Genomic DNA, 26,542 nt, shown 5'->3' on the forward strand with positions numbered 1-26,542 from the left:
TTCCCGGGCGTTCCCGATGCGGGGAATTATGCGTTCCGTTACCGGTGCGGGATGTTCGCGGGCGGGCCTCCGGGGCGGCCGCCGAACCGGAAGGGGGGCGGCGCCGGGCGGCGGTCGCGCCGAGCCGCACGCCGCTCCACGGCCGGGCACGGCGGGTTATTCACCTGGTATTCATTTTTCCGGGCGGGCAGACGGGAGCGGAAAAGCGCGGCCGACGGCGAGCTGTACGAGAGGCTGTACAAAAGGCAGGAGCCCCATCCTCCGCCCGAAGGCGGAAGTGGGGCTCCTTGGGTGCTACTGGTCGATCAGATGAGAAAGACCGGAGCGGGTAACTCAGACCGGCGTAACGTTCTCCGCCTGCGGGCCCTTCGGACCCTGCGTGACGTCGAAGTTGACCTGCTGGTTCTCCTCAAGGGAGCGGAAGCCAGAGGCGTTGATCGCGGAGTAGTGGACGAAGACATCCGGGCCGCCGCCGTCCTGGGCGATGAAGCCGAAGCCCTTTTCAGCGTTGAACCACTTGACGGTTCCGGTAGCCATGAGCCCTCCTTGGGCCAAAGGGTCGCCCTGCTCCAGAACCTGCAAAGAAGTCTGAAAACTACAAAAGCCTGCGGGTTACATGCTCCGCAGGCTCTGTACTGCAAGGGAAACCAAACTGCAACTTGGCCTGAGCCTAGCATGGTGTGCTCCGGAGGTGGAAGAGCCAAAGATCACGTTTGGCGGGGAGAGGGAAAGGCCACACCGGGGCCCCGGCGTCCGGCGCCGGGGTCGGCGGGTCTAGCCTCCGCATGTGGACAATTCAACCTTTGGAGACGCACCCGCGGGAGCCGACGCAGACCACCGTCGCAGCCGGCCGCGGGTGGGCCACATCCAGTTCCTGAACTGCCTGCCCCTTTACTGGGGCCTGGCCCGTACGGGCACCCTCCTCGACCTGGACCTCACCAAGGACACCCCCGAGAAGCTCAGCGAGCGGCTGGTGCGCGGGGAGCTCGACATCGCGCCGATCACGCTCGTCGAATTCCTGCGGGCCGCCGACGACCTCGTCGCCTTCCCCGACCTCGCGGTCGGCTGCGACGGCCCGGTGATGTCCTGCGTGATCGTCTCGCAGAAGCCGCTGGAGCAGCTGGACGGCGCCCGGGTCGCCCTCGGGTCCACCTCGCGGACCTCCGTCCGGCTGGCGCAGCTGCTGCTCGCCGAGAAGATCGGGGTGCGGCCCGACTACTTCACCTGCCCGCCGGACCTCGGGCTGATGATGCAGGAGGCCGACGCGGCGGTCCTGATCGGCGACGCCGCGCTCCGCGCCAACCTGCACGACGCACCCAAGCTGGGCCTGGACGTCCACGACCTGGGCCAGATGTGGAAGGACTGGACGGGGCTCCCGTTCGTCTTCGCGGTCTGGGCGGCCCGGCGCGACTACCTGGAGCGCGAGCCGGAGGTGGTCCAGCAGGTGCACGAGGCGTTCCTGGCCTCCCGCGACCTGTCGCTGGAGGAGGTCGGCAAGGTCGCCGAGCAGGCCGCCCGCTGGGAGCACTTCGACGAGCAGGTGCTGGAGCGGTACTTCACCACGCTGGACTTCCGGTTCGGGCCGGACCAGCTGCGCGGCGTCACCGAGTTCGCCCGGCGGGTGGGCCCGACCACCGGGTTCCCGGCCGACGTGGCGGTGGAACTGCTGCCGGCGGCTGCCGGCGCCCCGGCGTAGCGGCGCGTGGCCGGCGGCCCGGGCGTCCCTCGCCGGACCGCCGGACCACCTGCCTACGGCGTCGGCGTCGGGCCGCGGAGGACCCGGCTGATGGCCTCCAGGCTCGCGTCCCGCATCCCGCGGAGATAGCTCCGGGCGTTGTGGCCGCCGTCCTCGATGACGTGCAGGCGGGCGTGGACCGGCCCCTTGGCGTACCGCTGGACGAAGCGCTCCAGGTTGGCCCGGCCGCCCTCCTGCGTGCCGATCTGGAACTGCACGTAGACGTCGGGGGCGCCGGGGCGGGCGGCCAGCCGCTGCGCCAGCCGCTCCGGGTCGTTCGCCCGCATCTCCGCCCGGTGGCCGCGCCACAGGGGCGAGTCCGGGCGGGTGTCCGGGCCGCTGGCGATCACCGCCTTGAAGCGGTCCGGATGCTGCAGGACCTGCTTCAGGGCGACGAAACCGCCGGACGAGGAGCCCATGAAGGCCCAGCCGTCGCGGCTGGTGAACGTCCGGAAGTTGGCCTTGACCAGGTCGGGGACGTCGTCGGACATCCAGGTGCCCATCTTCGGCTGCCCGGGGATGTCGCTGCCGTCGTAGTAGCGCTTGCCCGGATTGAGGACCGGCATCACGACGATGAACGGCCGGCTGCGCCCCAGGGCCACCAGATCGCTGACGGTCTGCTGGAGCTTGTGGCCGGTGGCCGACCAGTAGTTGGTGGGGAAGCCGTAGCTGCCCGGTAGGGCGATCAGGACCGGGAAGGCACTGTTGCGGTAGCGGTCCTCGTAGTACTCCTTGGGCGCCCAGACCCACACCTGCCCGGTGAAGCCGGATTTCCTGCCGTGCAGGGTGGTGACGCCGATCTTCGTGCCGTCGCTGAGCGTGGCCGCCGTACGGAACGTGGCCTGCGGGCCGGTCGGCATCCGGACCCCCGGACCGGCCGCGGACGCCTGCACCGGCCCCGCGGAGCCGTCGGGCAGCGTCTGGCTGAACGACATCGGCTCACCGGTGTCGTTCAGCACGTCCAGGTACTTGACGGTCGGGTAGACGCAGAGGCCGACCACGGCGACCAGGCCGGTGAGGAAGGACATGCGCCACCGGGGGCGGCGGGCCGGCCCCCCTTCCCGCGTCCACCGGGCCGAACGGCCGCGGCCTATGAGGCGCACGCGGCCCCGCAGGCCGCGCCGGCCGCTGCGGTGCTCCCGGCACGGGTCGTCAGGGCGGTCCCCGGGGGTGTGATGCACGGGCGTCTCCCGATGGACGGGCCCTGGGCCAGCGGCCTCGGGGGCGGATGGTCGGCTTGCGCCCTGTTTGATGCGGAAAGCGGGGTGGTGGGTTTCGGGAGCGGGGCATGACCTGGGTCATAAGCTGGATCCGCCGTCAGGAGGGGGAGGCGCCATGGAACCGCTGGCCTACGAGGACCCACGGTCCCTGGGCGGATACCGGCTGCTCGGCCGCTTGGGCGCCGGTGGGATGGGCCGCGTCTATCTGGGGCGCAGCGCCGGTGGGCGGACCGTGGCGGTGAAGGCCGTACACGCCCAGTACGCCGCCGACGACGAGTTCCGGGCCCGCTTCCGGCGCGAGGTCGCCTCGGCACGACGGGTCGGCGGCGCCTGGACCGCGCCCGTTCTGGACGCCGACCCCGACGCCCCCGTCCCCTGGGTCGCCACCGGCTATGTGGCCGGCCCCTCCCTGGCGCGCGCGGTCGCCGACCACGGCCCGCTCGCCGAGCACTCCGTACGGGCCCTGGGCGCCGGACTGGCCGAGGCGCTGACCGCCGTGCACGCGCTGGGCCTCGTCCACCGGGACGTCAAACCCTCCAACGTGCTGCTGACGCTGGACGGGCCGCTGCTGATCGACTTCGGGATCGCGCGGGCCACGGACGGCACCGCCTCACTGACCTCCACCGGGGTCTCGGTCGGCTCGCCCGGCTACATGGCGCCCGAGCAGATCCTCGGCAAGGGGGCGGACGCCGCCGCCGACGTCTTCTCCCTGGGCGCGGTGCTCGCCTTCGCGGCGACCGGGACCGCCCCGTTCACCGGGGACTCGTCCGCCGCGCTGCTCTACAAGGTGGTGCACGAGGAACCCGAGTTCGGTCCGGAACTCGTCGGCACGCTGCGGGAGTCGGTGGTCGCCTGCCTGGCCAAGGAGCCGGCGCGCCGCCCCGCTCCGAAGGAGGTCGCGGCGCGGCTCGCGGGGGAGGCCGGCGGCGGCGCGGCCGGGCTGGTCCGCGCCGGCTGGCTGCCGGGCCCCCTGGTCGAGCAGGTCAGCCGACAGGCCGTGGCGCTGCTGAATCTGGACGCGGAAGGGGCCGCGGCCCCCGGAACCGCCGCGTCCGGAATCACCCCATCTGGAATCACCCCATCTGGAATCACCCCATCTGGAATCACCCCATCTGGAATCACCCCATCTGGAATCACTGCATCCGGAATCACCGCGTCCGGCGGGGGATTCGGGCCGCCGGATCCCTCCTACGGGGCGGTGTCCGGACTGATCCCGTTCGATACGCCGACGCCGGGCGGCGGCCCCGCCGCGCGGCCGGGGACCGGTGCACCGACGGGGGCGGGCGCGGCCCCACCGCCCTCCTGGCCGGCGGCCGGCACCTCGCACGGCGCGGCCGCGCCCCCGCCGCCCCCCGTACCCTCGCCGCCCGCACCCGCGCCTACCTCCCCGCCCGCGCCCCCGCTGGCGCCCCCGCCCCTGTCCGCGTCCGGCCTCGCCGATCTGCCGACCGGATCGGCCCCGGCCCCGGCCGCCGGCCCCAAGGAGCGGCGGATCGCGCTCACCGGCGCGCTCGGCGGCAGGGAGAAGGACCGGCCCCGGCGGGTGAGCTGCACGCTGGTGCTCTCCGTGGCCGGCGCGCTGGCGGTCGCCACCACCGGCGCGGTGTTCTTCGGCGTGCTCACGGATCCGGGGAGAGGCGGCACCTCCGCCAAGCCGCCGGTCGGACAGTCCCCGACGGCCCGGCCCTCCACGCCCGCCGACGGTGCCGGGGGCGTCCCCAAGGGCTTCCTCGGCACCTGGAGCGGCACCGTCACCATGGCGAACGGGATCCCCAACGGCACCATGACCAGCGTCATCAAGGCCGGCGACAAGGGCGACGTCGTGGTGCGCACGACGTACGACGTGGTGCTGGTGCGCTGCCAGGCCAAGGCGAAGCTGCTGTCGGCCAACGGCGACAAGCTGGTCCTCCAGGAGGCCCCCGACGGCAATCAGGGGCCGGCCTGCACGGGCAACACCTCCACCGTGACGTACACCCTCGACAAGGACGGCACGCTCGCCTTCGCCTCGGACGACAAGCGGGGCGGCACCCCGAAGGCGACCCTGACGAGGAGCGGCGGCTGACGGGACGCACGACCACCGACGGACGGAGCCACGGCCGGTCGGACGCGTGGTGCGGCAGGCGCCGGGAGAGCCGTCGTCGCCCGCCCGCGTACCGGCCCCCGGCAGTGCTGTCGGACCCCTGGCGTACGCTGGTTCAGTCCTTAAGTGCTCGCCGCGCTTGCTGTTTGTCCGCCTCCGAAAGGGACGCCCCGGTGACCGAGAACGCCGACCTCAAGTCTTTTGATGTCACAGCCGTACTCGACCGCGCCGCGCAGGGCGGCCGCATCACGCCGGAGGAGGCGCTCGACCTCTACCGCTCCGCGCCGCTGCACGCGCTGGGCCAGGCCGCCGACGCCGTCCGCCGCCGCCGTTACGCCGGTACGGAGCACATCGCGACGTACATCATCGAGCGCAACATCAACTACACCAACGTCTGCGTGACGGCCTGCAAGTTCTGCGCCTTCTACGCCGCGCCCAAGGACACCGAGAAGGGCTGGACCCGCGACCTCGACGACATCCTGCGGCGCTGCGCGGAGACCGTCGAACTGGGCGGCACCCAGATCATGTTCCAGGGCGGCCACCACCCGGACTACGGCGTCGAGTACTACGAGAAGCACTTCTCGGCCATCAAGAAGGAATTCCCGCAGCTGGTCATCCACTCCCTCGGTGCGTCCGAGGTCGAGCACATGGCCCGGATCAGCGGTGTCACGGTCGAGGAGGCCATCACCCGGATCCACGCCGCGGGCCTGGACTCCTTCGCCGGCGCCGGCGCCGAGCTGCTGCCCGCCCGCCCCCGCAAGGCCATCGCGCCGCTGAAGGAGTCCGGCGAGCGCTGGCTGGAGATCATGGAGGCGGCCCACGGGCTGGGCGTCGAGTCGACGTCCACGATGCTGATGGGCACCGGCGAGACCAACGCCGAGCGGATCGAGCACCTCCGGATGATCCGCGACGTCCAGGACCGGACGGGCGGCTTCCGTGCCTTCATCCCGTACACCTACCAGCCCGAGAACAACCACCTGAAGGGCCGGACGCAGGCGACCCTCTTCGAGTACCTGCGCATGATCGCCATCGCGCGCCTCTTCCTCGACAACGTCGCCCACATCCAGGGCTCCTGGCTGACCACCGGCAAGGAGGTCGGCCAGCTGTCGCTGCACTACGGCGCGGACGACCTCGGTTCGATCATGCTGGAGGAGAACGTGGTCTCCTCGGCCGGTGCCAAGCACCGTTCCAACCGCCAGGAGATCATCGACCTGATCCGCAAGGCGGGCCGCGTCCCGGCGCAGCGCTCCACGACGTACGAGCACCTGGCCGTGCACGACGACCCGGCCGACGACCCGGTCGACGACCGCGTCGTCTCGCACCTCTCCTCGACGGCCATCGAGGGCGGCACCGCCCACCCCGAACTCAAGCTCGTCGAGACCAACTGACCGTCGGGTCGCGGATGTTGACGCTCCATCGGGTGCGGGCCGTCCGGCTCGCACCCGCCGAGGCCCCCGAGGGCGCCGAGCCGCTCCCGGGGTACGCGGTCGTCGTCGACGGTGACCGGCTGGCCGCCGTCGGCCCCTACGAGGAACTGCTGGCGGCCTACGGCGACCGGGCCCGCATCCGGGAGTGGGACGGGACGTTGACGCCCGGCCGTCATGAACCGGACGGCGCGGCGCTGCTGGAGGCCACCTACCACCCCGATCCGCGCGAGGCCGCGGAACTGGGCACGGAGCCGCTGACCGGCGCGGCGCTGGCCGCCCTGCCGATGACCGAGGTCCGCTGGGGCGCCAGCGCCCGGCGCGGCCTCCAACGCCTGCTCGCCCTCGGCACCACCACGCTGGCCGGGCCCTTCACCCACCCCGCGGTCCGCACCGCCGTCCAGCGGTCCGGCATCCGGCAGACCCCCCGGCCCCCCCGAACGTCCCCGGCCCGGGCCGGCGGAGCCGCCGAAGCCCCCTCCCATTCCCTGGCTCCCGGCGCCCCCGCCGACTTCGCCGTCTTCGCCCCGGACGGCAGCTGCCTGGCCACCGTCCTCGCCGGCCGCCTCGTCCACCGCCGCCGCTGACCCCCCGACGTCGCGCCGGGCACGGGCTCGCGCGGGTGCACGGGGCGCCGGTGCACGGGTGTGGCGGAGCTCGCGGGGCGCCGGAACGGTCGTTGACCTGCATGTTCGGCGCGACGTGCGCCCGCTGCGGCATTCCGTCAAGGACCCGTCAAGGCCCGCCGGTGCGGCGTCAGGGCGGTGTCAACGGAATCGGAACGGATGATTCAGCCCGGCAGGATCTTGGTTGCGGGGACGGCCGTCGCCCGGCCGCTCACGATGCTTCGCGCACCGCTCGACCGCCCGGAATGTCAGAGGGGGGCATGACGGCCGTCCCCGACCAAACGCCCGGCCCACCGGCCCATCGGCCCACCGGCCCGCCCGGTGGCCGGCCCCGCCGGCGCACGGTGGACAATGGCCGGGTGACCCGAGCATCCCTGGACAAGCAGCCGCACGAAGTCGCCGCGATGTTCGACGACGTGGCGGCACGGTACGACCTCACCAACGACGTGCTCTCCCTCGGCCAGGCGCGGCTCTGGCGCAAGGAAGTGGAGCGCGCGGTGGCCGCGCGGCCCGCCGAGCGGGTGCTCGACCTCGCGGCCGGGACCGGCACCTCGTCGCTGCCGTTCGCGCGGACCGGGGCGTACGTCGTGCCGTGCGACTTCTCGGTCGGGATGCTGCGGGAGGGCAAGAAGCGGCACCCGTGGCTGCCGTTCGCGGCAGGGGACGGGACCCGGCTGCCGTTCGCGGACGAGGTGTTCGACGCCGTCACGATCTCCTTCGGGCTGCGGAACATCCAGGAGACCGATGCCGCGCTGGCGGAGCTGTACCGCGTCACCAAGCCCGGTGGACGGGTGGTGATCTGCGAGTTCAGCGAGCCGACCTGGGCGCCGTTCCGGACGGTCTACACCGAGTACCTGATGCGGGCGCTGCCGCCGGTCGCCCGTGTGGTCAGCAGCAACCCGGACGCGTACGTCTACCTCGCCGAGTCCATCCGCACCTGGCCCAACCAGCCCGAGCTGGCCGCCCGGCTCCAGGGTGTGGGCTGGACCGAGGTCGCCTGGCGCAACCTGACCGGTGGGGTCGTGGCGCTGCACCGGGGCACCAAGCCGGCGAAGGGCTGACCGGGGGCCTGCGCAGGCCGACCGGAACGAGGGGCCGCACGCCTCGACGACCGAAGGGCCCGCCCCGGTCGCGGAAGACGCGACCGGGGCGGGCCCTTGGGCGAGAAGGCTGGTTACTTCTTGAACGCGTAGTCCATCAGCTTCTTGGCGTCCGCGGTGCGGTTGTCCAGGGACGGCGAGGCGAGGACCGTGCCGATGACGGTCTTGCCGTTGCGGGTGGCGGCGAAGACCAGGCAGTACTTGGCCTCCGGGCCGGAGCCGGTCTTCACGCCGATGGTGCCCTGGTAGCTGCCGAGCAGGTTGTTGGTGTTGGTCCACGACATGTAGCGGTAGCCGCCGCTCTTCGTCGTGACCTTCTGCTTGGTGGACTTGGTGCCCACGACCGTGCGGAACGTGGAGAACTTCATCGCGTTGCTGGCGAGCTTGGTCAGGTCGCGCGGCGTCGAGTAGTTCGTGCCACGCCCTATTCCGTCGAACGAGTCGAAGTGGGTGTTGTTCATGCCCAGGCTCTTGGCGGTGGCGTTCATCTGGCCGATGAACGACTTCACCCGGGCGTCCCGGGTCGAGCCGGTGCCGAACTTGTCGGCCAGCGCGTAGGCGGCGTCGCAGCCGGACGGGAGCATCAGCCCGTAGAGCAGCTGGCGGACCGTGACCTGGTCGCCGACGATCAGGTGGGCGGACGAGGCCCAGTTGTTGTTGACGATGTAGTCGCTGTACGCCTTCTGGACCGTGACCTTGGAATCCAGGTTGAGGTTCTTCTGGGCCAGCACCACCCGGGCCGTCATGATCTTGGTGGTGGAGCCGGTGGACCGGCGGGTGTCGGCGGCCTTGCCGTAGAGCGTCGCCCCGGTGCCGTTGTTCATCACGAAACCGCCGGCGGCGGTGATGCTGGGCGTCGGGAGGGTGGCGGCCTGCGCCTGGGAGCCGAACGCTCCGGCGGTCAGGACGGCTCCGGTGGTGAGGGCCACGGCGGATGCGCGCCGAATGCCCTTGATGCCCCTGATGCCTTTGATGCCAATTTTCAAGTGGATGCTCCAAATACCCCTGCAGTGCGGCCACATGAGGGTGCCGCTCTCTGTTCAGACACCTGGGGCGCGGCAATGGATGCGTGGGGCGGCGCACTTGTTTCGGCCGATTCCGATGCCGGTCCTGACGCCGCCGCCCCACCCGCTTCTTTCCCCCCCCGTCCCGGTCCCTCGTCCCCGTCCTTCGTCCCCGTCCTTCGTCCCCGTCCTTCGTCCCCGTCCTTCGTCCCCGTCCTTCGTTCCCGGTTCCGGGGCCGGCGTCAGAGGTCCAGTCGGTGGCAGTACGCGGTGCGGTTGCCGGTCGGGGGCGTGACCGTCTCGGCCTGATGCATCCCCAGGCGCCGGGTCACCGCTATCGAGCGGGCGTTGCGGGCGTCGACCATCGCCACCACACGCTGGACGCCGGCCGTGCGTACGGCGTCCAGCGCGCGTTCCGCGGCCGTCGTCGCGTACCCCTTGCCCCAGTACGCCCGGCCCAGCCGCCAGCCGATCTCGATCTCGCCCGCCGGGCCCCACTCCCACGGCCAGGGCTGGGCGCCGGTGAAGCCGATGACCGCGCCGTCCGCCGGGTCGAGCAGGGTGTAGAGGCAGAAGCCGAGTTCGGCGTGGTGGCGGCGCTGGCGGGCGGTGAGTTCCTCGTAGACCGAGAGTTCGGCGGGGGCGCCGCCGTGGAACTCCATCACCTGGGGGTCGTTGAAGACGTGGTGCCAGTGCCACGCGTCCTCTTCGGTGGGCACGCGCAGTTCGACGGCGGGGAGGGGCCGCGCGGGCCGGGGGGCGGGCGCAGACGTCATGGCACAACCCTTCAGTTTCCGATCATCAAGGCCCCCATAGACTGCACCTGCCCAGTGCCGGTCGGCACCCAGATATCCACAGCGGATATCCAGATATCGACTTCCGGGAGAAAATGCCGTGACCGAGTCCGCGTCCGTGACCGAGTCCGTGACCACACCCCGATCGGAGCACAGCGCGGATGTGATCGTCGTCGGTGCCGGGCCGGCCGGCTCGGCCACCGCCTACCACCTCGCCAAGTCCGGTCTGGACGTACTGCTGCTGGAGAAGACCGCGTTCCCGCGCGAGAAGGTCTGCGGCGACGGGCTCACCCCGCGCGCCACCAAGCAGCTGATCGCGATGGGCATCGACATCTCCGAAGAGGCCGGCTGGCTGCGCAACAAGGGCCTGCGCATCATCGGCGGCGGCTCCCGGCTCCAGCTCGATTGGCCGGATCTCGCCTCCTTCCCGGACTACGGCCTGGTCCGCAAGCGCGACGATTTCGACGAGCAGTTGGCCCGGCAGGCGCAGAAGGCCGGCGCCCGGCTCCACGAGCGGTGCAACGTGGGCGCCCCGATCGTGAACGAGCTGACCGGCCACATCACCGGCGTGCACGCCAAGCTCGGCGAGGAGAAGACGCCGGTGACCTTCCACGCCCCGATCGTGGTCGCCGCCGACGGCAACTCCACCCGGCTGTCGCTGGCGATGGGGCTGCACCGGCGCGAGGACCGGCCGATGGGCGTCGCGGTGCGGACGTACTTCACCTCGCCGCGGCACGACGACGACTACCTGGAGTCCTGGCTGGAGCTGTGGGACCGCCGGGGCGCCCAGGACCGGCTGCTGCCGGGCTACGGCTGGATCTTCGGCATGGGCGACGGCACGAGCAACGTCGGCCTCGGGATCCTCAACTCCAGCTCCGCTTTCCGGGAGCTGGACTGGCGGGAGATCCTCAAGGCGTGGTGCGCGTCGATGCCCGCCGACTGGGGCTACACCCCGGAGAACATGACCGGCCCGATCCGCGGCGCGGCCCTGCCGATGGCCTTCAACCGCCAGCCGCACTACACCAAGGGCCTCCTCCTGGTCGGCGACGCCGGCGGGCTGGTGAACCCGTTCAACGGCGAGGGCATCGCGTACGCGATGGAGTCCGGTGCGATCGCGGCCGAGGTGATCGTCCAGGCACAGGCCCGAGCCACCTACGCGCAGCGCGAGTTGGCGCTGCACCGCTACCCGAAGATCCTCAAGGACACCTACGGCGGCTACTACTCCCTGGGCCGGGCGTTCGTGAAGCTGATCGGCAACCCCAAGGTGATGCAGATCGCCACCCAGCGCGGTCTGACCCACCCGCTGCTGATGCGCTTCACGCTCAAGATGCTCGCCAACCTCACCGACCCGACGGGCGGCGACGCGATGGACCGGATCATCAACGGGCTGAGCAAGGTCGCGCCGAAGGCGTGACACCTCCGCGGGCCGGTCCGGGAAAAAGGGGCCGGCCCGCTGTCACGTTCTCCGCACGGGATCCGTCGGCGTGGTGACGGCGCGAAGCCGGCCACGGCACGGCGGTACGGCTCCGCCGGCCGGGACATCCGAGGTTGCTGAGGAGAGCAGTGATGGAAGCACGTATGAAGAACCCCGCGGTGGTCATTCCGGAGGCCATGCAGCCGCTCCTGGACGTGATGAAGGCGACCCGCACGGGCGGGGTGGCGGAGGAGACGCTGGAGCTGGTGCACCTGCGGGCCAGCCAGATCAACGGCTGCAGCTTCTGCGTCGACGGCGGGGCCAAGAGCGCCCGCAAGGCGGGGGTCGGCGACGACAAGCTGTTCGCGGTGGCGGCCTGGCGGGAGGCGCCGTACTTCAGTGACGAGGAGCGGGCCGCGCTCGCGCTCACCGAGGCCGCGACCCGGCTCGCGGACAGCTCCGACCCGGTGCCGGACGCCGTCTGGGACGCCGCCGCCGACCACTTCGACGAGAAGCAGCTGGCGGCGCTCGTCCTGACGATCGGCATCACCAACCTGTTCAACCGGCTCAACGCCACCACCCGGCAGCCGGCGGGCGCGGGCTGGTAGGGCGCCGGCCGGCCGGTGCCGGGGTCGCCCGCCGGGGTGCGGGCGACCCCGGCCGTCGGTCCAACTCCCATGACCCGGGAGGTAATTGTGTGTCTCCCGTGGGACCGGCATCGTGGGACGCGTCGCAAGCGAAAGCGGCGAAAGCGTCACAACGGGAGGAAGTGCCATGTTCTTCGAAGGCCACGACGGGACCCGGCTCTGGTACGAGGAGTACGGCGAGGGCGAGCCGCTGGTGTTCGTGTCGAGCGCGATGCTCTTCACCGACATGTGGGAGTACCAGATCCCCTACTTCGTGGAGCGCGGCTACCGCTGCATCGCGTTCGACCGGCGCGGGCACGGCCGCTCGGACCGGCCCTCCGGCGGCTACGACACCGCGTCGACCTCGGACGACCTGGCCGCCCTGCTGGAGCACCTCGACCTGACCGGGGCGACCCTGATCGGGCACTCGCTGGGCGGCGCGGAGGTCGCCTGCTATCTGGCCCGGCACGGTTCCGGGCGGGTGCGCCGGGCCGCGTTCGTCGCGGCGACCCTGCCGTTCATGAAGCAGACCGAGGACAACCCCGAGGGGCTGCCGGAGGCCGCGTTCGAGCAGTCGATGGACATGCTGCGGAACGACCGGCCCCGGTGGATGGCACATCAGGCGCAGGTCTTCTTCGCCACCCACCTGGGCAACGACGTCCACCCGCTGCTGATCGACTTCACCCTCCAGCAGACGATGTCGTGCGCGCCGTACGCCACCCTCCAGGTGCAGCAGGCGGTCTTCCACACCGACCACCGGGCGGGGCTGCGCACGATCGACATCCCGACCCTGGTCGTCCACGGCGCGGCCGACTTCTCCGCGCCGATCGACGTCACCGGCCGGCGGACCGCCGAACTGATCCCGGGCGCCGACTACAAGGAGTACCCGGACGCCGGCCACGGCCTCTACGCCAGCCACCACGCCCGGCTCAACGCGGATCTGCTGGCGTTCCTCAAGAGCTGACCGGCACCGGGGTGCGCCGCGCCGGGCCGGTCAGCCGCTCGGCCCCGGCCGGCACCGGCACGGCCGCGAAGATCGCGTCCTGCTGCGCCTGGAGCGCGCGCACCCGCTCCGGCGGGGTGCCCGGCAGCCGCTGCTCCTCGTAGAGCTTGTGGGTCTCGACCTGGGCGGTCTTGCTCTGCGGGGTGTGGAACTGGACCTCGAAGACCTGGCCCGAGCGGGGGGCGCGCCAGGCGGAGTTGACGGCCTTGTAGCCCTTGGCGCGACCCCAGGTGTTGGACCACCGGGTGTTGTCGTCGCCCCAGGAGGAGAGCAGGCCGGCGGCCGCGGTGACGCCGTGGGTGTACTGGCCGGTGGGCCACTGGAGGGTGTAGCGGACCGCGTCGTTGATCTGGGCGAGGGAGCTCTCGACGCGCTGCCCGGGGGCCTGCCGCAGCGCGGTGGCGACCTTCCGCTTGAGCGAGTCGGGGGACTTGAGCCGCTGGTCGAAGCCGACGACGGTGGCGTGGCTGAACAGTGCGACGGTGCGGAGCTGGGGGCTGAGGGAGCGTTCCGCCCGGCGGGCGCGGGCCAGGAACGCGTCGACCTTCTCGTTGTCGGCGGCGTCTAGGTGCAGCCCGTCCCGGCTCCAGCCGCCGTCGGGGTCGGCGGCGCGGGCCCGGCCGGCCGGAACCGCCGGGGCGGGCGCGGAGCCGGGACCGGCCGGGGCGGCGGTGGCGGAGGGCATCGCGCCCATGCCGAGGGCGGTGGCCAGGGCGGCGGCGAGCGCGGCCCGGGTGACGGTGCGGCGGGCGGTGGGGTGCGGGTTCATCGGGGTACGGGGTTCCTCTCCGTCGGTTCCGCGGTGCGGACGTGACGAGAGGTGCAACGGATCTCCGGCGCATCGGTAGCTGCCCGTGCGGCCCGACGGCCGCCGGCTGACCGGATCGGTGCGCTGGGCGGCGCGAAACGGACGTCGGGCGCCCCCGCGGTGCCCGGTCAACGCGGAACCGCCCCTCCCGAGCGGGGAAGGGGCGGTTCCGTGGAGCGGTCCGGGGTGCCGCGGTCCGTGATTACAGGACGCGCACCGCGCCGGTGGGCATGTCGTAGCTGAGCGGCCGCTCGACGATGCCGGTGCTCGGGTTCTGGGCGCCGATGAAGTTGCCGTTCCCGACGTAGACGGCGACGTGGTAGGCGCTGCCCGCGCTGCCCCAGTACAGGATGTCGCCGACCTGGAGGTTGCCGAGGCCGACCTGGGTGCCGGTGGTCGACTGGCTCTGCGAGACGCGCGGCAGGTCGATGCCGATCTGGGAGAACGCGGCCTGGGTCAGGCCGGAGCAGTCGTACGAGGACGGGCCGCTGGAGCCGAGCACGTACGCCTTGCCGAGCTGCGCCTTCAGGAAGGAGACGAGGGTGGAGACGCTGCCGCTGCCGCTGCCGGTGGAGACGGCGGAGAGGGTGCTGCGCGCGTCCGAGCGGGAGGCGCGGGTCTGCGCGGCTTCCTTGGCCTTGGCGGCCTCTTCGGCGGCCTTCTTCGCCTCGGCCTCGGCCTTGGCCTTCTTCTCGGCGGCGGCCTTCGCCTTGTCCGCGGCCTTGTCGGCCTGGGCGGCCGCCGCGTCCTGGAGCGCCTGCCGCTCGTAGTTGAACGCGGCCTGCTGTGCGGCGTCGGCGCTCTTGGCGGCGCTGGTGGCCAGTGCCGTCGTGATGGTGGGCATCTCCTGGGTTTCGGAGACGGGCTTGTCGACGGCATTGGCCGGCACGGTCGCGCCGGTCACCGCGAGCGTGAGGAAGCCACCGGTCACGCCCGCACGCAGGGCCCGCGAGGACGCGGAGCGGCGGGGCTTCCGGTGGCTGGGTATGAGTGCGTTCGGGGACATGGCACCACGGCTATCAGGAGCCGCAAGTTGCTGCCAACAAAGGTGGAGTGCGCCACACTTGATGTGTACGCGACGAATAAAGCGGACTTTTCGTCAACTGCCGTAGCGCCCGCGCGATGTCCGAATTTCGCGATCATGTTCCTACGCACGGCATTTGATGGCCGGCGCGGCCTCCGGGCGCGCTTATCACTTCTTGATCCGCCACGCCAAGGCTTCCCGGGCGTCAAGGTCCTATGACTTCAAATCGCGTGGGATAGGTCACTCGTGAGTGTCCGTTATGTTCCCGTGACCGGCCGTCGGCCGTCGACCGGCCGCGCGCGCCCCGTCGTTGCGCGACTCCGGCCTCCCGCTCGTGAACCGAAGCACGTACCGGCGATCACGGCGAGGTCACGAGCGCATCACGTCTACACCCGTCGCGCATATAGCAGTTGGCCGCCGTCCAGCGCCAATTTGCTTATCAGCCACGTGTCTTGATAATGAGGTTGCCGCGCTGACCAGCGGTAACGCCGGCGAATATCACCTCTGGTGATCACTTGCGTGCTTCGTGTAGGGAGATCACCGGTCATCCGACTTCATGATCCTTCGTCAGGTGGTGAAGATCACAAAGGCGTTGGCTGACCCCGTGTCGCAGATCACAGACCGACGGGCATAAGATGCGGGCATCGGGCTTGTGAACTGCCTCACATATACGTGATCACCTCGGGGCGGCCGGCGAGCCCGAGCGGACCGCCATCCAGTCATCGTCGACTGAAGGGAGCGAGGACGGTGAACGCTTACGCGCCCATCCTCGTACTGGGAGCCCTCGGGGCAGGCTTTGCGATCTTCTCCGTGGTCATGGCCACGCTCATCGGCCCCAGGCGCTACAACCGGGCCAAGCTCGAAGCGTACGAATGCGGAATCGAGCCGACGCCGCACCCGTCAGGCGGCGGTCGCTTCCCGATCAAGTACTACCTGACGGCGATGCTCTTCATCGTCTTCGACATCGAGATCGTCTTCCTCTATCCCTGGGCGGTCAGTTTCGACGCCCTGGGGCTGTTCGGGCTCGTCGAGATGCTCCTCTTCGCGCTCACCGTCTTCGTCGCCTACGCCTATGTCTGGCGTCGCGGCGGCCTGGAATGGGACTAGGGGTCACCCATGGGACTGGAAGAGAAGCTGCCCAGCGGCTTTTTGCTGACCACTGTCGAGCAGGCCGCGGGCTGGGTGCGCAAGTCGTCGGTCTTCCCCGCGACCTTCGGGCTGGCCTGCTGCGCCATCGAGATGATGACCACCGGCGCCGGGCGCTACGACCTGGCCCGCTTCGGCATGGAGGTCTTCCGCGGCTCCCCCCGGCAGGCCGACCTGATGATCGTGGCCGGCCGGGTGAGCCAGAAGATGGCGCCGGTGCTGCGGCAGGTCTACGACCAGATGCCGGACCCGAAGTGGGTGATCTCCATGGGGGTTTGCGCCTCCTCGGGCGGCATGTTCAACAACTACGCGATCGTGCAGGGCGTCGACCACATCGTCCCCGTCGACATCTATCTGCCGGGCTGCCCGCCGCGCCCCGAGATGCTCATGGACGCCATCCTCAAGCTCCACAAGAAGATCCAGACCGGCAAGCTCGGCGTCAACGCGGTGCGGGCGGCCCACGAGGAGGAGGCGGCGGCCCTCAAGGCGCTGCCGCTGATCGAGATGGACCGCTCCGCCCGGAAACCCTCCCTGTCGGAGAAGAAGGGGCTGCTGCGGTGAGCGAGTCGACGAACCCTCCGAACCCGGACGCCCCCGAAGAGGCCGTCCCGGCGCAGCGCGCGGACACCGGCGAGGTGATCGGCACCCGCCGCGGGATGTTCGGCGCCAACAACGGCGGGGACACCTCCGGTTACGGCGGGCTGGTCCGCACCGTCCGGCTGCCCGGCGCCAGCACCCGGCCCTACGGCGGACCGGCCGGCGCCGGGGAGGGCTACGGCACGTTCGACGAGATCGCCGACGAGCTGGAGGGCGCCCTCGACGAACAGGGCCTGGTGCCCGAGAACGTCATCGAGAAGACCGTGGTGGACCGCGGCGAGATCACCTTCCACGTCCAGCGGGAGTACCTGCCGGCCGTCGCCCGGACCCTGCGCGACGACCCCGCGCTCCGCTTCGAGCTGTGCACCGGCGTCAGCGGCGTCCACTACCCCGGCGACCAGGGCCGTGAGCTGCACGCCGTCTACCACCTGCGGTCGATCACCCACAACCGGCTGATCCGGCTGGAGGTCACCGCCCCCGACGCCGACCCGCACCTGCCGTCGATCGTCGAGGTCTACCCGACCAACGACTGGCACGAGCGCGAGACCTACGACTTCTTCGGCCTGATCTTCGACGGGCACCCCGCGCTCACGCGGATCATGATGCCGGACGACTGGCAGGGCTTCCCGCAGCGCAAGGACTACCCCCTCGGCGGCATCCCCGTCGAGTACAAGGGCGCGCAGATCCCTGCTCCCGACCAGCGGAGGTCGTACACCTGATGAGCACTCCCAGCGAGGCGTCCCGCGCGTCCGTCCGCGAGACCACCGAGGGCCCCGTCTACACCGTCACCGGTGGTGACTGGGACGAGATCGCCGCGGCCGCCGCGAAGTCCGACGACGAGCGGATCATCGTCAACATGGGGCCGCAGCACCCCTCCACCCACGGCGTGCTCCGGCTGATCCTGGAGATCGACGGCGAGACCGTCACCGAGGCCCGCTGCGGCATCGGCTACCTGCACACCGGCATCGAGAAGAACCTCGAATTCCGGACCTGGACGCAGGGCACCACCTTCGTGACGCGGATGGACTACCTCACGCCGTTCTTCAACGAGACGGCGTACTGCCTGGCCGTGGAGAAGCTGCTCGGCATCACCGACGACATCCCGGACCGGGCCACCGCGATCCGCGTGATGCTGATGGAGCTCAACAGGCTCTCCTCCCACCTGGTGTGCATCGCCACCGGCGGCATGGAGCTGGGCGCCACCACGATCATGATCTACGGCTTCCGCGACCGGGAGCTGATCCTCGACATCTACGAGCTGATCACCGGTCTGCGGATGAACCACGCCTACATCCGCCCCGGCGGCCTCGCCCAGGACCTGCCGCCCGGCGCCGTCGACCAGGTCCGCGCCTTCGTCAAGAAGATGCGCAAGAACATGGCCGAGTACGACAAGCTCGCCACCGGCAACCCGGTCTTCAAGGCGCGCATGGAGGACGTCGGCTACCTCGACCTGGCCGGCTGCATGGCCACCGGGGCCACCGGGCCCCTCGTCCGCTCCGCCGGACTGCCCCATGACCTGCGCAAGGCACAGCCGTACTGTGGATACGAGACCTACGACTTCGAGGTGCCGACAGCCGACACCTGCGATGCCTACGGCCGGTTCCTGATCCGGCTGGAGGAGATGCGCCAGTCGCTGAGGATCGTCGAACAGTGCCTGGACCGGCTGGAGCCGGGGCCGGTGATGGTCGCCGACAAGAAGATCGCCTGGCCCGCCCAGTTGGCACTCGGCCCCGACGGCCTCGGCAATTCCCTCGACCACATCAAGAAGATCATGGGCACCTCGATGGAGGCCCTGATCCACCACTTCAAGCTGGTGACGGAGGGCTTCCGGGTCCCGCCAGGACAGGCGTACGCCGCCGTCGAGTCGCCCAAGGGCGAGCTGGGCGTGCACGTGGTCAGCGACGGCGGCACCCGGCCCTACCGGGTGCACTTCCGCGACCCGTCCTTCACCAACCTGCAGGCCATGGCAGCGATGTGTGAAGGCGGCCAGGTCGCCGACGTCATCGTCGCCGTCGCGTCCATCGACCCCGTGATGGGAGGCGTCGACCGGTGAACGCCACTCCGGCACCCAAGGACGTCCAGCTGGGGATGCCCCGGCTTCCGGCACCCGACTACCCGGCCGACGTCAAGGCCCGGCTCGCCGCGGACGCCGAGGAGGTGATCGCGCGCTACCCCGACTCCCGCTCGGCGCTGCTGCCGCTGCTCCACCTCGTCCAGGCCGAGGACGGCTACGTCACCCGCACCGGCATCCGCTTCTGCGCCGAACAGCTGGGGCTGACCACCGCCGAGGTCACCGCCGTCTCGACCTTCTACTCCATGTACCGCCGCAAGCCCAGCGGCGACTACCAGGTCGGGGTCTGCACCAACACCCTGTGCGCGGTGATGGGCGGCGACGCCATCTTCGAGGAGCTCAAGGAGCACCTCGGCGTCGACAACGGCGGGACCACCGACGACGGCGCGATCACCCTCGAACACATCGAGTGCAACGCCGCCTGCGACTTCGCCCCCGTCGTGATGGTCAACTGGGAGTTCTTCGACAACCAGACCCCCCGCTCCGCCCGGCAGCTCGTCGACGACCTGCGGGCCGGCCGGACCGTCGCACCCACCCGCGGCGCCCCGCTCTGCTCCTTCAAGGAGACCGCCCGGATCCTCGCCGGCTTCCCCGACACCCGGCCCGGCGCCGTCGCGGCGACCGGCGGTGCCGGCCCGGCCTCCCTGGTCGGACTGCGGCTGGCCAGGGGTGAGACACCGCCCGGTCACGCCGACCACGTCGTCTCGCCGCGCGCCACCGCGGACGGCCCGACCGACGAGGCCGCCGGCCCGACCCACGAGGAGGGGGAGTGATGACCGTGGCAGCCGAGTTCGGCGGGACCTCCCGGCCGCACGCCGGAGGACCGACCAGTCCGGAGAAGGTCCTCGCCCCCGTCCTCTCCGCCTTCTGGGACGCCCCCGAGTCCTGGACCCTGGAGACCTATCTGCGTCACGAGGGCTACGAAGGCGCGCGCAAGGCCCTCGCGATGGCCCCGGACGACGTCATCGCCTACGTCAAGGACTCCGGGCTCCGCGGCCGTGGCGGCGCCGGCTTCCCGACCGGGATGAAATGGCAGTTCATCCCGCAGGGCGACGGCAAACCGCACTATCTCGTGGTCAACGCCGACGAGTCGGAGCCCGGGACCTGCAAGGACATCCCGCTCCTCTTCGCCAACCCGCATGCCCTCATCGAGGGGATCGTGATCGCCTGTCACGCGATCCGGTCGAACCGTGCCTTCATCTATCTGCGCGGCGAGGTCGTGCCCGTCCTGCGCCGGCTGCACGAGGCCGTGCGCGAGGCGTACGCGGCGGGCTACCTCGGCAACGACGTCCTCAGCTCGGGCCTCGACCTGGACGTCACGGTGCACGCGGGCGCCGGCGCGTACATCTGCGGTGAGGAAACCGCGCTGCTGGACTCCCTGGAGGGCCGTCGCGGCCAACCCCGTCTGCGTCCCCCCTTCCCCGCGGTGGCCGGCCTCTACGCCTGCCCCACTGTGGTGAACAACGTCGAATCCATCGCTTCGGTTCCCGCGATCCTCAACAAGGGCAAGGACTGGTTCAGGACGATGGGCAGCGAGAAGTCCCCGGGCTTCACGCTCTACTCGCTCAGCGGCCACGTCGCCAACCCCGGCCAGTACGAAGGCCCGTTGGGGATCACGCTGCGCCAGCTGCTCGACATCAGCGGCGGCATGCGCCCGGGGCACCGGCTGAAGTTCTGGACGCCGGGCGGCTCCTCGACCCCGATGTTCACCGAGGAGCACCTCGACGTCCCGCTCGACTACGAGGGCGTCGGCGCGGCCGGCTCGATGCTCGGCACCAAGGCGCTGCAGTGCTTCGACGAGACCACCTGCGTCGTCCGGGCGGTCACCCGCTGGACCGAGTTCTACGCCCACGAGTCCTGCGGCAAGTGCACCCCGTGCCGTGAAGGGACGTACTGGCTGGTGCAGTTGCTCCGCGACATCGAGGCCGGCAAGGGCCGACTCGAAGACCTCGACAAGCTCGCCGACATCGCCGACAACATCAACGGCAAGTCCTTCTGCGCCCTCGGCGACGGCGCCGCCTCGCCGATCTTCTCCTCGCTCCAGTACTTCCGCGCGGAGTACGAGGAGCACATCACCGGCAAGGGCTGTCCCTTCGACCCCGCCAAGTCGACCCTCTGGGCCGACAACGACGCTCACCTGGGGGTGAACGCATGACCGTACTGCAGTCGAACAGCGGCTCCACCGCGGGCCGACGCCCCGACGGGGGCGGTGCGGCGGCGGTGCCGCCGGAGGACCTCGTCACCCTGACGATCGACGGCATCGAGATCTCCGTCCCCAAGGGGACGCTGGTCATCCGGGCCGCCGAACTCCTCGGCATCGAGATCCCGCGCTTCTGCGACCACCCGCTGCTGGACCCGGCGGGCGCCTGCCGGCAGTGCATCGTCGAGGTCGAGGGCCAGCGCAAGCCGATGGCCTCCTGCACCATCACCTGCACCGACGGGATGGTGGTCCGCACCCAGCTGACCTCCCCGGTGGCCGAGAAGGCGCAGCGCGGCGTGATGGAGCTGCTGCTGATCAACCACCCGCTGGACTGCCCGATCTGCGACAAGGGCGGCGAGTGCCCGCTGCAGAACCAGGCGATGCAGGTCGGCGACCCCGACACCCGCTTCGAGGGCAGGAAGCGCACCTACGAGAAGCCGGTGCCGATCTCCACACAGGTGCTGCTGGACCGCGAGCGGTGCGTGCTGTGCGCGCGGTGCACCCGCTTCAGCAACCAGATCGCCGGCGACCCGATGATCGAGCTGATCGAGCGCGGCGCCCTCCAGCAGGTCGGCACCGGTGAGGGCGACCCCTTCGAGTCGTACTTCTCCGGGAACACCATCCAGATCTGCCCGGTGGGCGCGCTCACCTCGGCCGCGTACCGCTTCCGCTCCCGCCCCTTCGACCTGGTCTCCTCCCCGTCGGTGTGCGAGCACTGCGCGGGCGGCTGCGCGACCCGCACCGACCACCGCCGGGGCCGGGTCCTGCGGCGGCTGGCGGCGAACGACCCCGAGGTCAACGAGGAGTGGATCTGCGACAAGGGGCGGTTCGCCTTCCGGTACGCGCAGGCCCGGGACCGGCTGGAGCACCCGCTGGTGCGCGACGCCGAGTCCGGTGAACTGGAGCCGGCGAGCTGGCCGGCGGCGCTGGAGGCCGCGGCCCGCGGCCTGGCCGCCGCCCGAGGCCGCGCCGGCGTCCTGACCGGCGGCCGGCTGACCGTCGAGGACGCCTACGCCTACGCCAAGTTCGCCCGGGTCGCGCTGCACACCAACGACATCGACTTCCGGGCCCGGCCGCACAGCGCCGAGGAGGCCGACTTCCTCGCCGCCCACGTCGCCGGCCGCGGCCGGGACCTCGACGGCGGGGGCGTCACGTACACCGCGCTGGAGCAGGCGCCGGCCGTCCTGTTGGCCGGGATCGAGGCGGAGGAGGAGGCGCCCGGCGTCTTCCTGCGGCTGCGCAAGGCGCACCGCACGCACGGCCAGCGCACCTGGGGGCTGGCCAGCCATGCCACCCGCGGGCTGATCAAGGCCGGCGGGAAGCTGCTCCCGGCGGCGCCCGGCACCGAGACCGAATGGCTGGACGCGCTCGCGGGCGGCGTCGGCCTGGACGGCGAGGGGCGGGCCGCGGCCGAGGCGCTGCGCGCGGACGGCGCGGTGATCCTCGTCGGCGAGCGGCTGGCGACGGTGCCCGGGGCGCTGACCGCCGCGCTGCGCACCGCCACCGCCACCGGCGCGCACCTGGTGTGGATGCCGCGCCGGGCGGGCGAGCGCGGTGCCGTCGAGGCCGGGGCGCTGCCCGGGCTGCTGCCCGGCGGCCGGCCGGCCACCGACCCGGTGGCCCGGGACGAGGTCGCCGCCGCCTGGGGCGTGGCCACGCTGCCGCACCGGCACGGGCGGGACACCGGTCAGATCGTCGAGGCCGCGGCCACCGGCGAGCTGGCCGCCCTGCTGGTGGCGGGCGTGGAGGTGGCCGATCTGCCCGATCCGGCGCGCGCGCTGGCCGCGCTGGACGAGGTCGGCTTCCTGGTCAGCCTGGAGCTGCGGCCCTCGCAGGTCACCGCGCGGGCGGACGTGGTCCTGCCGGTGGCCGCGGTGGTCGAGAAGGCCGGCACCTTCCTCAACTGGGAGGGCCGGGCCCGGTCGTTCGAGGCCGCGCTCAAGCCGGACCAGATGACCCGCCGGCAGCTTCTGCCGGACGCCCGGGTCCTGCAGATGCTCGCCGACGCGATGGCGGGGGTCGAGGGCGGGCCCGCCGCGGGCGCCCTGGACCTGCCGGACGTGCACGCCGTGCGCCGGGAGCTGGACCGGCTCGGTGGTTGGCGCGGCCCGTACGCCGCCGAACCGCGGGAGACGGGCCGGCCGCTGCCCCGCCCGGGCACCGGCGAGGCCGTACTGGCCGGGCACCGGCTGCTGTTGGACCAGGGGCTGCTCCAGGAGGGCGACGAGGCGCTGGCCGGCACCCGGCACGCCGCGGTCGCCCGCCTGTCGCCGGCCACCGCCCGGGAGACCGGCGTCGCGGACGGGGACCTCCTGGAGGTCACCGGCCCGGCCGGCTCCGTCCGACTGCCGCTCCAGATCACGCAGATGCCCGACCGGGTGGTGTGGCTGCCGCTGAATTCCGTGGGGGGTGGCGTCGCCGCCGACACCGGGGCGCACCCCGGTGAGCTGGTGAAGGTCGCCGCCTCCCGCACGCTCGGCTCCGCTCGCGCATCCGGTACGCCGGTGCCGGCCAAGGAGGTGGACGCATGATGCACCATCCCGGTTTTCCGGTGGCCGCGCTGGCCGCCCAGGAGGACCTGTCGATGTTCGGGCGCGACCCGTGGTGGCTGGTCGTCATCAAGGCGGTGTTCTGCTTCGCGTTCCTGATGCTGACGGTGCTGTTCTCCATCGTCTGGGAGCGCAAGGTCGTCGCCTGGATGCAGCTGCGGATCGGGCCCAACCGGCACGGGCCCTGGGGGATGCTCCAGTCCCTGGCCGACGGCGTCAAGCTGATGCTGAAGGAGGACCTGGTCGTCCGGGGCGCCGACAAGGCGGTGTACATCCTCGCGCCGATCGTGGCGGCGATCCCGGCGTTCATGGCGATCGCGGTGATCCCCTTCGGCCCGGCGGACAACGAGATCTCGATCTTCGGCCACCGCACCCCGATGCAGCTCACCGACCTCCCGATCGGCGTCCTCTACATCCTGGCCACGGCCTCGGTCGGCATCTACGGCATCGTGCTGGCGGGTTGGTCGTCCGGTTCGACGTACCCGCTGCTGGGCGGTCTGCGGTCGTGCGCGCAGATGATCTCCTACGAGATCGCGATGGGCGCGGCGTTCGCTTCGGTCTTCCTCTACTCCGGGTCGATGTCGACGTCGACCATCGTGGAGTCGCAGGCGAACAAGTGGTACGTGCTGCTGCTGCCGGTGTCGTTCCTCATCTACATCGTGACGATGGTGGGGGAGACCAACCGCGCGCCGTTCGACATGCCGGAGTCCGAGGGCGACCTCGTGGGCGGCTTCAACACCGAGTACTCGTCCATCAAGTTCGCGATGTTCATGCTCGCCGAGTACGTCAACATGGTCACCGTCTCGTCGGTCGCGGTCACCCTCTTCCTCGGCGGCTGGCGGGCGCCGTGGCCGATCTCGACGTTCTGGGAGGGCGCGAACCACGGCTGGTGGCCGATGCTCTGGTTCGTCCTCAAGGTGCAGCTGCTGCTGTTCTTCTTCATCTGGCTGCGCGGCACCCTGCCCCGGGTCCGCTACGACCAACTGATGCGGCTGGGCTGGAAGGTCCTCATCCCGGTGTCGATGGTGTGGCTGCTGCTCGTCGCCACCGTCCGGGCGCTGAAGAACGAGGGCTTCGACTTCTCCCAGATCGTGCTGTACGTGGGCGGCGGTGCGGTGGCGCTGCTGCTGATCTCGCTGGTCGTGGACTTCTTCCGGCGCGTCGAGCCGGAGGGTGAGACCGACGGCGACACCTCCTTCGACCCGATGGCCGGTGGCTTCCCGGTGCCACCGCTGCCCGGGCAGAGCCTGCCGCCGGTGCCGCACCGGCGTCCGCGCCGGGGAGAAGGAGAGTTGATTGTCAGTGGCCGGGTGGACACTGTGAGTGATGGTGATGAGAGCGACGGAAAGGGGGGCGACGGTGCCTGAGTTCCAGAACCCGGTGGCCGGCTTCGGCGTGACCTTCAAGGCCATGTTCAAGAAGCGGCTGACCGAGCAGTACCCCGAGGAGAAGAAGCCGACGGCGCCGCGTTTCCACGGCCGGCACCAACTCAACCGACATCCGGACGGTTTGGAGAAGTGCATCGGCTGCGAGCTGTGCGCCTGGGCCTGCCCGGCGGACGCGATCTATGTCGAGGGTGCGGACAACACCGACGAGGAGCGCTACTCCCCGGGTGAGCGGTACGGCGCCGTCTACCAGATCAACTACCTCCGCTGCATCCTGTGCGGCCTGTGCGTGGAGGCGTGCCCGACCCGCGCGCTCACCATGACCAACGAGTACGAACTCGCCGACCGCTCCCGCGCCTCGCTCATCTACACCAAGGAAGAGTTGCTGGTGGGCCTGTCGGAGGGGATGGTCGACTCGCCGCACGCGATCCATCCGGGCATGACGGAACGGGACTACTACAACGGGCTGGTGACGGAGGCCGCGCCGGGCACGGTCCGGCAGGTCGCGGTCTCCCAGGGCGAACGGCCCGAGGACGCGGCGGTCGAGCGCTCCGAGAAGCAGGACGCCCCGGGCGAGGAGGCGCACGCATGACGGGCCTGGCCGCCGCGGCCTCCTCGGGGGAGGCCGTGCAGTTCTGGATCCTGGGCATCGTCGCCGTGGCCGGCGCGCTGTGCACGATCATGATGAGGCGGGCCGTGCACAGCGCCCTCTCGCTCGCCGGGACCATGATCGTCCTGGCGGTCTTCTATCTGGCCAACGGCGCGTACTTCCTCGGCGTCGTGCAGGTCGTGGTCTACACCGGCGCGATCATGATGCTGTTCCTGTTCGTCGTGATGCTGGTCGGCGTCACCGCCGCGGACTCCCTCAAGGAGACGCTCAAGGGCCAGCGTTGGCTCGCCGCCGGGCTGGGCGTCGGCTTCGGCATCCTGCTGATCGCCGGGATCGGCAACGCCGCGCTCAAGGAGTTCAACGGCCTGGGCGACGCCAACGCCGGCGGCAACGTGCAGGGCCTGGCCGCCCTCATCTTCACCAAGTACGTCTTCGCCTTCGAGATCACCGGTGCGCTGCTGATCACCGCGGTGGTCGGCGCGATGGTGCTCACCCACCGGGAGCGCACCGCACGCGCCCGGACCCAGCGGGAGCGCTCCGAGGCCCGGATCCGCGAGGGCAAGCAAGTGACGCCGCTCCCCGCCCCGGGCGTCTATGCCCGGCACAACGCGGTCGACATCCCCGGTCTGCTGCCGGACGGCACCCCCTCCGAGCTGACGGTCAGTCCGACGCTGCGCGAGCGCGGCCAGGTCCGGGACGTCTCCGGCCAGTCGCTGGCCGAGCTCAAGGCGCTGGAGCAGCGGTCCGAGGAGTGGCTGGGGCGGGAGTCCGGCCGCCCGGACAAGAAGCGACCCGGCCCCGCGGCACCGAAGGAGGAGGCGCAGAAGTGAACCCGGTCTACTACCTCTACCTCGCCGCCCTGCTGTTCACCATCGGCGCGGCCGGCGTCCTGATCAGGCGGAACGCCATCGTGGTGTTCATGTGCATCGAGCTGATGCTGAACGCCTGCAACCTCGCCTTTGTCACCTTCTCGCGGATGCACGGGAATCTGGACGGCCAGATCATCGCCTTCTTCACGATGGTCGTCGCCGCGGCGGAGGTCGTGGTCGGCCTGGCCATCATCGTGTCGATCTTCCGCACCCGTCATTCGGCCTCGGTCGACGACGCCAGCCTGATGAAGCTGTAA

Annotated in this window: 25 protein-coding genes; 19 read left to right on the forward strand and 6 right to left on the reverse strand. The window is 71.1% G+C overall.

The window, feature by feature from the left end; all coding sequences use genetic code 11:
* Positions 1 to 333: 333 nt before the first annotated feature.
* Complete coding sequence (locus tag SNOUR_RS21880) at positions 334 to 537, reverse strand: cold-shock protein (RefSeq protein ID WP_003984261.1); 204 nt, start codon at positions 535 to 537, stop codon at positions 334 to 336.
* Positions 538 to 787: 250 nt separating this feature from the next.
* Between SNOUR_RS21880 and SNOUR_RS21885 the strand changes: the two genes are divergently transcribed.
* Positions 788 to 1,696 (forward strand): menaquinone biosynthetic enzyme MqnA/MqnD family protein, encoded by a 909-nt coding sequence (locus SNOUR_RS21885; protein ID WP_067349815.1) that lies wholly within the window; start codon positions 788 to 790, stop codon positions 1,694 to 1,696.
* 53 nt (positions 1,697 to 1,749) lie between these two features.
* Here SNOUR_RS21885 and SNOUR_RS21890 read toward each other — a convergent pair whose 3' ends face one another.
* The gene (locus tag SNOUR_RS21890; RefSeq protein ID WP_067349818.1) at positions 1,750 to 2,763 is read right to left on the reverse strand and encodes an alpha/beta hydrolase; all 1,014 of its coding nucleotides are present in this window, start codon (positions 2,761 to 2,763) and stop codon (positions 1,750 to 1,752) included.
* 307 nt (positions 2,764 to 3,070) lie between these two features.
* Between SNOUR_RS21890 and SNOUR_RS21895 the strand changes: the two genes are divergently transcribed.
* The 4 genes from SNOUR_RS21895 to SNOUR_RS21910 all read left to right on the forward strand — a co-directional run bounded on the left by SNOUR_RS21895 (position 3,071) and on the right by SNOUR_RS21910 (position 8,146).
* On the forward strand, positions 3,071 to 5,017 hold the full coding sequence (locus SNOUR_RS21895; RefSeq protein ID WP_067349821.1) for a serine/threonine-protein kinase: 1,947 nt from the start codon (positions 3,071 to 3,073) through the stop codon (positions 5,015 to 5,017).
* Positions 5,018 to 5,208: 191 nt separating this feature from the next.
* Positions 5,209 to 6,423 carry a cyclic dehypoxanthinyl futalosine synthase gene (gene mqnC, locus SNOUR_RS21900; RefSeq protein ID WP_067349823.1) on the forward strand — a complete coding sequence of 405 codons (1,215 nt, stop codon included), beginning with the start codon at positions 5,209 to 5,211 and terminating at the stop codon, positions 6,421 to 6,423.
* Between the two features lie 14 nt (positions 6,424 to 6,437).
* Complete coding sequence (locus SNOUR_RS21905; protein ID WP_067349826.1) at positions 6,438 to 7,046, forward strand: imidazolonepropionase-like domain-containing protein; 609 nt, start codon at positions 6,438 to 6,440, stop codon at positions 7,044 to 7,046.
* Positions 7,047 to 7,444: 398 nt separating this feature from the next.
* Positions 7,445 to 8,146 (forward strand): demethylmenaquinone methyltransferase, encoded by a 702-nt coding sequence (locus SNOUR_RS21910; RefSeq protein ID WP_067349829.1) that lies wholly within the window; start codon positions 7,445 to 7,447, stop codon positions 8,144 to 8,146.
* 113 nt (positions 8,147 to 8,259) lie between these two features.
* On the opposite strand, the gene SNOUR_RS21915 is transcribed toward SNOUR_RS21910, so the two are convergent.
* Together SNOUR_RS21915 and SNOUR_RS21920 are read right to left on the reverse strand one after the other, a co-directional pair.
* Entirely contained in the window at positions 8,260 to 9,207 is a 948-nt protein-coding gene (locus SNOUR_RS21915; RefSeq protein WP_229921479.1) for a D-alanyl-D-alanine carboxypeptidase family protein, read from the reverse strand.
* Positions 9,208 to 9,431: 224 nt separating this feature from the next.
* On the reverse strand, positions 9,432 to 9,965 hold the full coding sequence (locus tag SNOUR_RS21920) for a GNAT family N-acetyltransferase (protein ID WP_067349834.1): 534 nt from the start codon (positions 9,963 to 9,965) through the stop codon (positions 9,432 to 9,434).
* An 85-nt stretch (positions 9,966 to 10,050) separates the two neighbouring features.
* Here SNOUR_RS21920 and SNOUR_RS21925 point away from each other — a divergent pair, with 85 nt between their 5' ends.
* From SNOUR_RS21925 to SNOUR_RS21935, 3 genes are all read left to right on the forward strand, one after another.
* Positions 10,051 to 11,397 (forward strand): geranylgeranyl reductase family protein, encoded by a 1,347-nt coding sequence (locus SNOUR_RS21925; protein ID WP_328285918.1) that lies wholly within the window; start codon positions 10,051 to 10,053, stop codon positions 11,395 to 11,397.
* Between the two features lie 152 nt (positions 11,398 to 11,549).
* A complete protein-coding gene (locus SNOUR_RS21930; protein WP_067349841.1) occupies positions 11,550 to 12,005 on the forward strand; it encodes a carboxymuconolactone decarboxylase family protein in 456 nt (151 codons plus the stop codon).
* Between the two features lie 166 nt (positions 12,006 to 12,171).
* On the forward strand, positions 12,172 to 12,987 hold the full coding sequence (locus SNOUR_RS21935) for an alpha/beta fold hydrolase (protein ID WP_067349843.1): 816 nt from the start codon (positions 12,172 to 12,174) through the stop codon (positions 12,985 to 12,987).
* Here SNOUR_RS21935 and SNOUR_RS21940 read toward each other — a convergent pair.
* Together SNOUR_RS21940 and SNOUR_RS21945 are read right to left on the reverse strand one after the other, a co-directional pair.
* Positions 12,977 to 13,795, reverse strand: coding sequence for an ATP nucleotide 3'-pyrophosphokinase (locus SNOUR_RS21940; RefSeq protein ID WP_067349846.1), 819 nt, complete (start codon positions 13,793 to 13,795; stop codon positions 12,977 to 12,979). The two genes, SNOUR_RS21935 and SNOUR_RS21940, sit on opposite strands and share 11 nt — an antisense overlap.
* A gap of 241 nt (positions 13,796 to 14,036) precedes the next feature.
* Positions 14,037 to 14,840, reverse strand: coding sequence for a C40 family peptidase (locus SNOUR_RS21945; RefSeq protein ID WP_067349848.1), 804 nt, complete (start codon positions 14,838 to 14,840; stop codon positions 14,037 to 14,039).
* A 765-nt stretch (positions 14,841 to 15,605) separates the two neighbouring features.
* On the opposite strand from SNOUR_RS21945, the gene SNOUR_RS21950 reads away from it, so the two are divergent.
* From SNOUR_RS21950 to nuoK, 11 genes are read left to right on the forward strand one after another with little or no spacing between them, the layout of a single operon-like run.
* Positions 15,606 to 15,965: an NADH-quinone oxidoreductase subunit A gene (locus SNOUR_RS21950; RefSeq protein ID WP_067349851.1), complete on the forward strand. Its 360-nt coding sequence runs from the start codon at positions 15,606 to 15,608 to the stop codon at positions 15,963 to 15,965.
* A gap of 9 nt (positions 15,966 to 15,974) precedes the next feature.
* On the forward strand, positions 15,975 to 16,565 hold the full coding sequence (locus SNOUR_RS21955) for a NuoB/complex I 20 kDa subunit family protein (protein WP_039635212.1): 591 nt from the start codon (positions 15,975 to 15,977) through the stop codon (positions 16,563 to 16,565).
* Positions 16,562 to 17,320: an NADH-quinone oxidoreductase subunit C gene (locus tag SNOUR_RS21960; protein ID WP_067349854.1), complete on the forward strand. Its 759-nt coding sequence runs from the start codon at positions 16,562 to 16,564 to the stop codon at positions 17,318 to 17,320. The genes SNOUR_RS21955 and SNOUR_RS21960 overlap by 4 nt, the downstream gene beginning before the upstream one ends.
* Positions 17,320 to 18,654 carry an NADH-quinone oxidoreductase subunit D gene (locus SNOUR_RS21965; protein ID WP_067349856.1) on the forward strand — a complete coding sequence of 445 codons (1,335 nt, stop codon included), beginning with the start codon at positions 17,320 to 17,322 and terminating at the stop codon, positions 18,652 to 18,654. The genes SNOUR_RS21960 and SNOUR_RS21965 overlap by 1 nt, the downstream gene beginning before the upstream one ends.
* Positions 18,651 to 19,445, forward strand: coding sequence for an NADH-quinone oxidoreductase subunit NuoE (nuoE, locus tag SNOUR_RS21970; protein ID WP_179954862.1), 795 nt, complete (start codon positions 18,651 to 18,653; stop codon positions 19,443 to 19,445). The genes SNOUR_RS21965 and nuoE overlap by 4 nt, the downstream gene beginning before the upstream one ends.
* The gene (gene nuoF, locus SNOUR_RS21975; protein WP_067349861.1) at positions 19,445 to 20,827 is read left to right on the forward strand and encodes an NADH-quinone oxidoreductase subunit NuoF; all 1,383 of its coding nucleotides are present in this window, start codon (positions 19,445 to 19,447) and stop codon (positions 20,825 to 20,827) included. The genes nuoE and nuoF overlap by 1 nt, the downstream gene beginning before the upstream one ends.
* The gene (locus SNOUR_RS21980) at positions 20,824 to 23,403 is read left to right on the forward strand and encodes an NADH-quinone oxidoreductase subunit G (protein ID WP_067349864.1); all 2,580 of its coding nucleotides are present in this window, start codon (positions 20,824 to 20,826) and stop codon (positions 23,401 to 23,403) included. The genes nuoF and SNOUR_RS21980 overlap by 4 nt, the downstream gene beginning before the upstream one ends.
* Positions 23,400 to 24,788, forward strand: a complete 1,389-nt coding sequence (gene nuoH, locus SNOUR_RS21985) for an NADH-quinone oxidoreductase subunit NuoH (protein ID WP_067349867.1) — start codon at positions 23,400 to 23,402, stop codon at positions 24,786 to 24,788. The genes SNOUR_RS21980 and nuoH overlap by 4 nt, the downstream gene beginning before the upstream one ends.
* A complete protein-coding gene (gene nuoI, locus SNOUR_RS21990) occupies positions 24,781 to 25,398 on the forward strand; it encodes an NADH-quinone oxidoreductase subunit NuoI (RefSeq protein WP_229921480.1) in 618 nt (205 codons plus the stop codon). The genes nuoH and nuoI overlap by 8 nt, the downstream gene beginning before the upstream one ends.
* Positions 25,395 to 26,246 carry an NADH-quinone oxidoreductase subunit J gene (locus SNOUR_RS21995; protein ID WP_067349871.1) on the forward strand — a complete coding sequence of 284 codons (852 nt, stop codon included), beginning with the start codon at positions 25,395 to 25,397 and terminating at the stop codon, positions 26,244 to 26,246. Before nuoI ends, SNOUR_RS21995 begins: the two co-directional genes overlap by 4 nt.
* Entirely contained in the window at positions 26,243 to 26,542 is a 300-nt protein-coding gene (nuoK, locus tag SNOUR_RS22000) for an NADH-quinone oxidoreductase subunit NuoK (protein ID WP_016573026.1), read from the forward strand. The genes SNOUR_RS21995 and nuoK overlap by 4 nt, the downstream gene beginning before the upstream one ends.

Source organism: Streptomyces noursei ATCC 11455 (assembly GCF_001704275.1).
GTDB classification, from domain to species: Bacteria; Actinomycetota; Actinomycetes; order Streptomycetales; family Streptomycetaceae; genus Streptomyces; species Streptomyces noursei.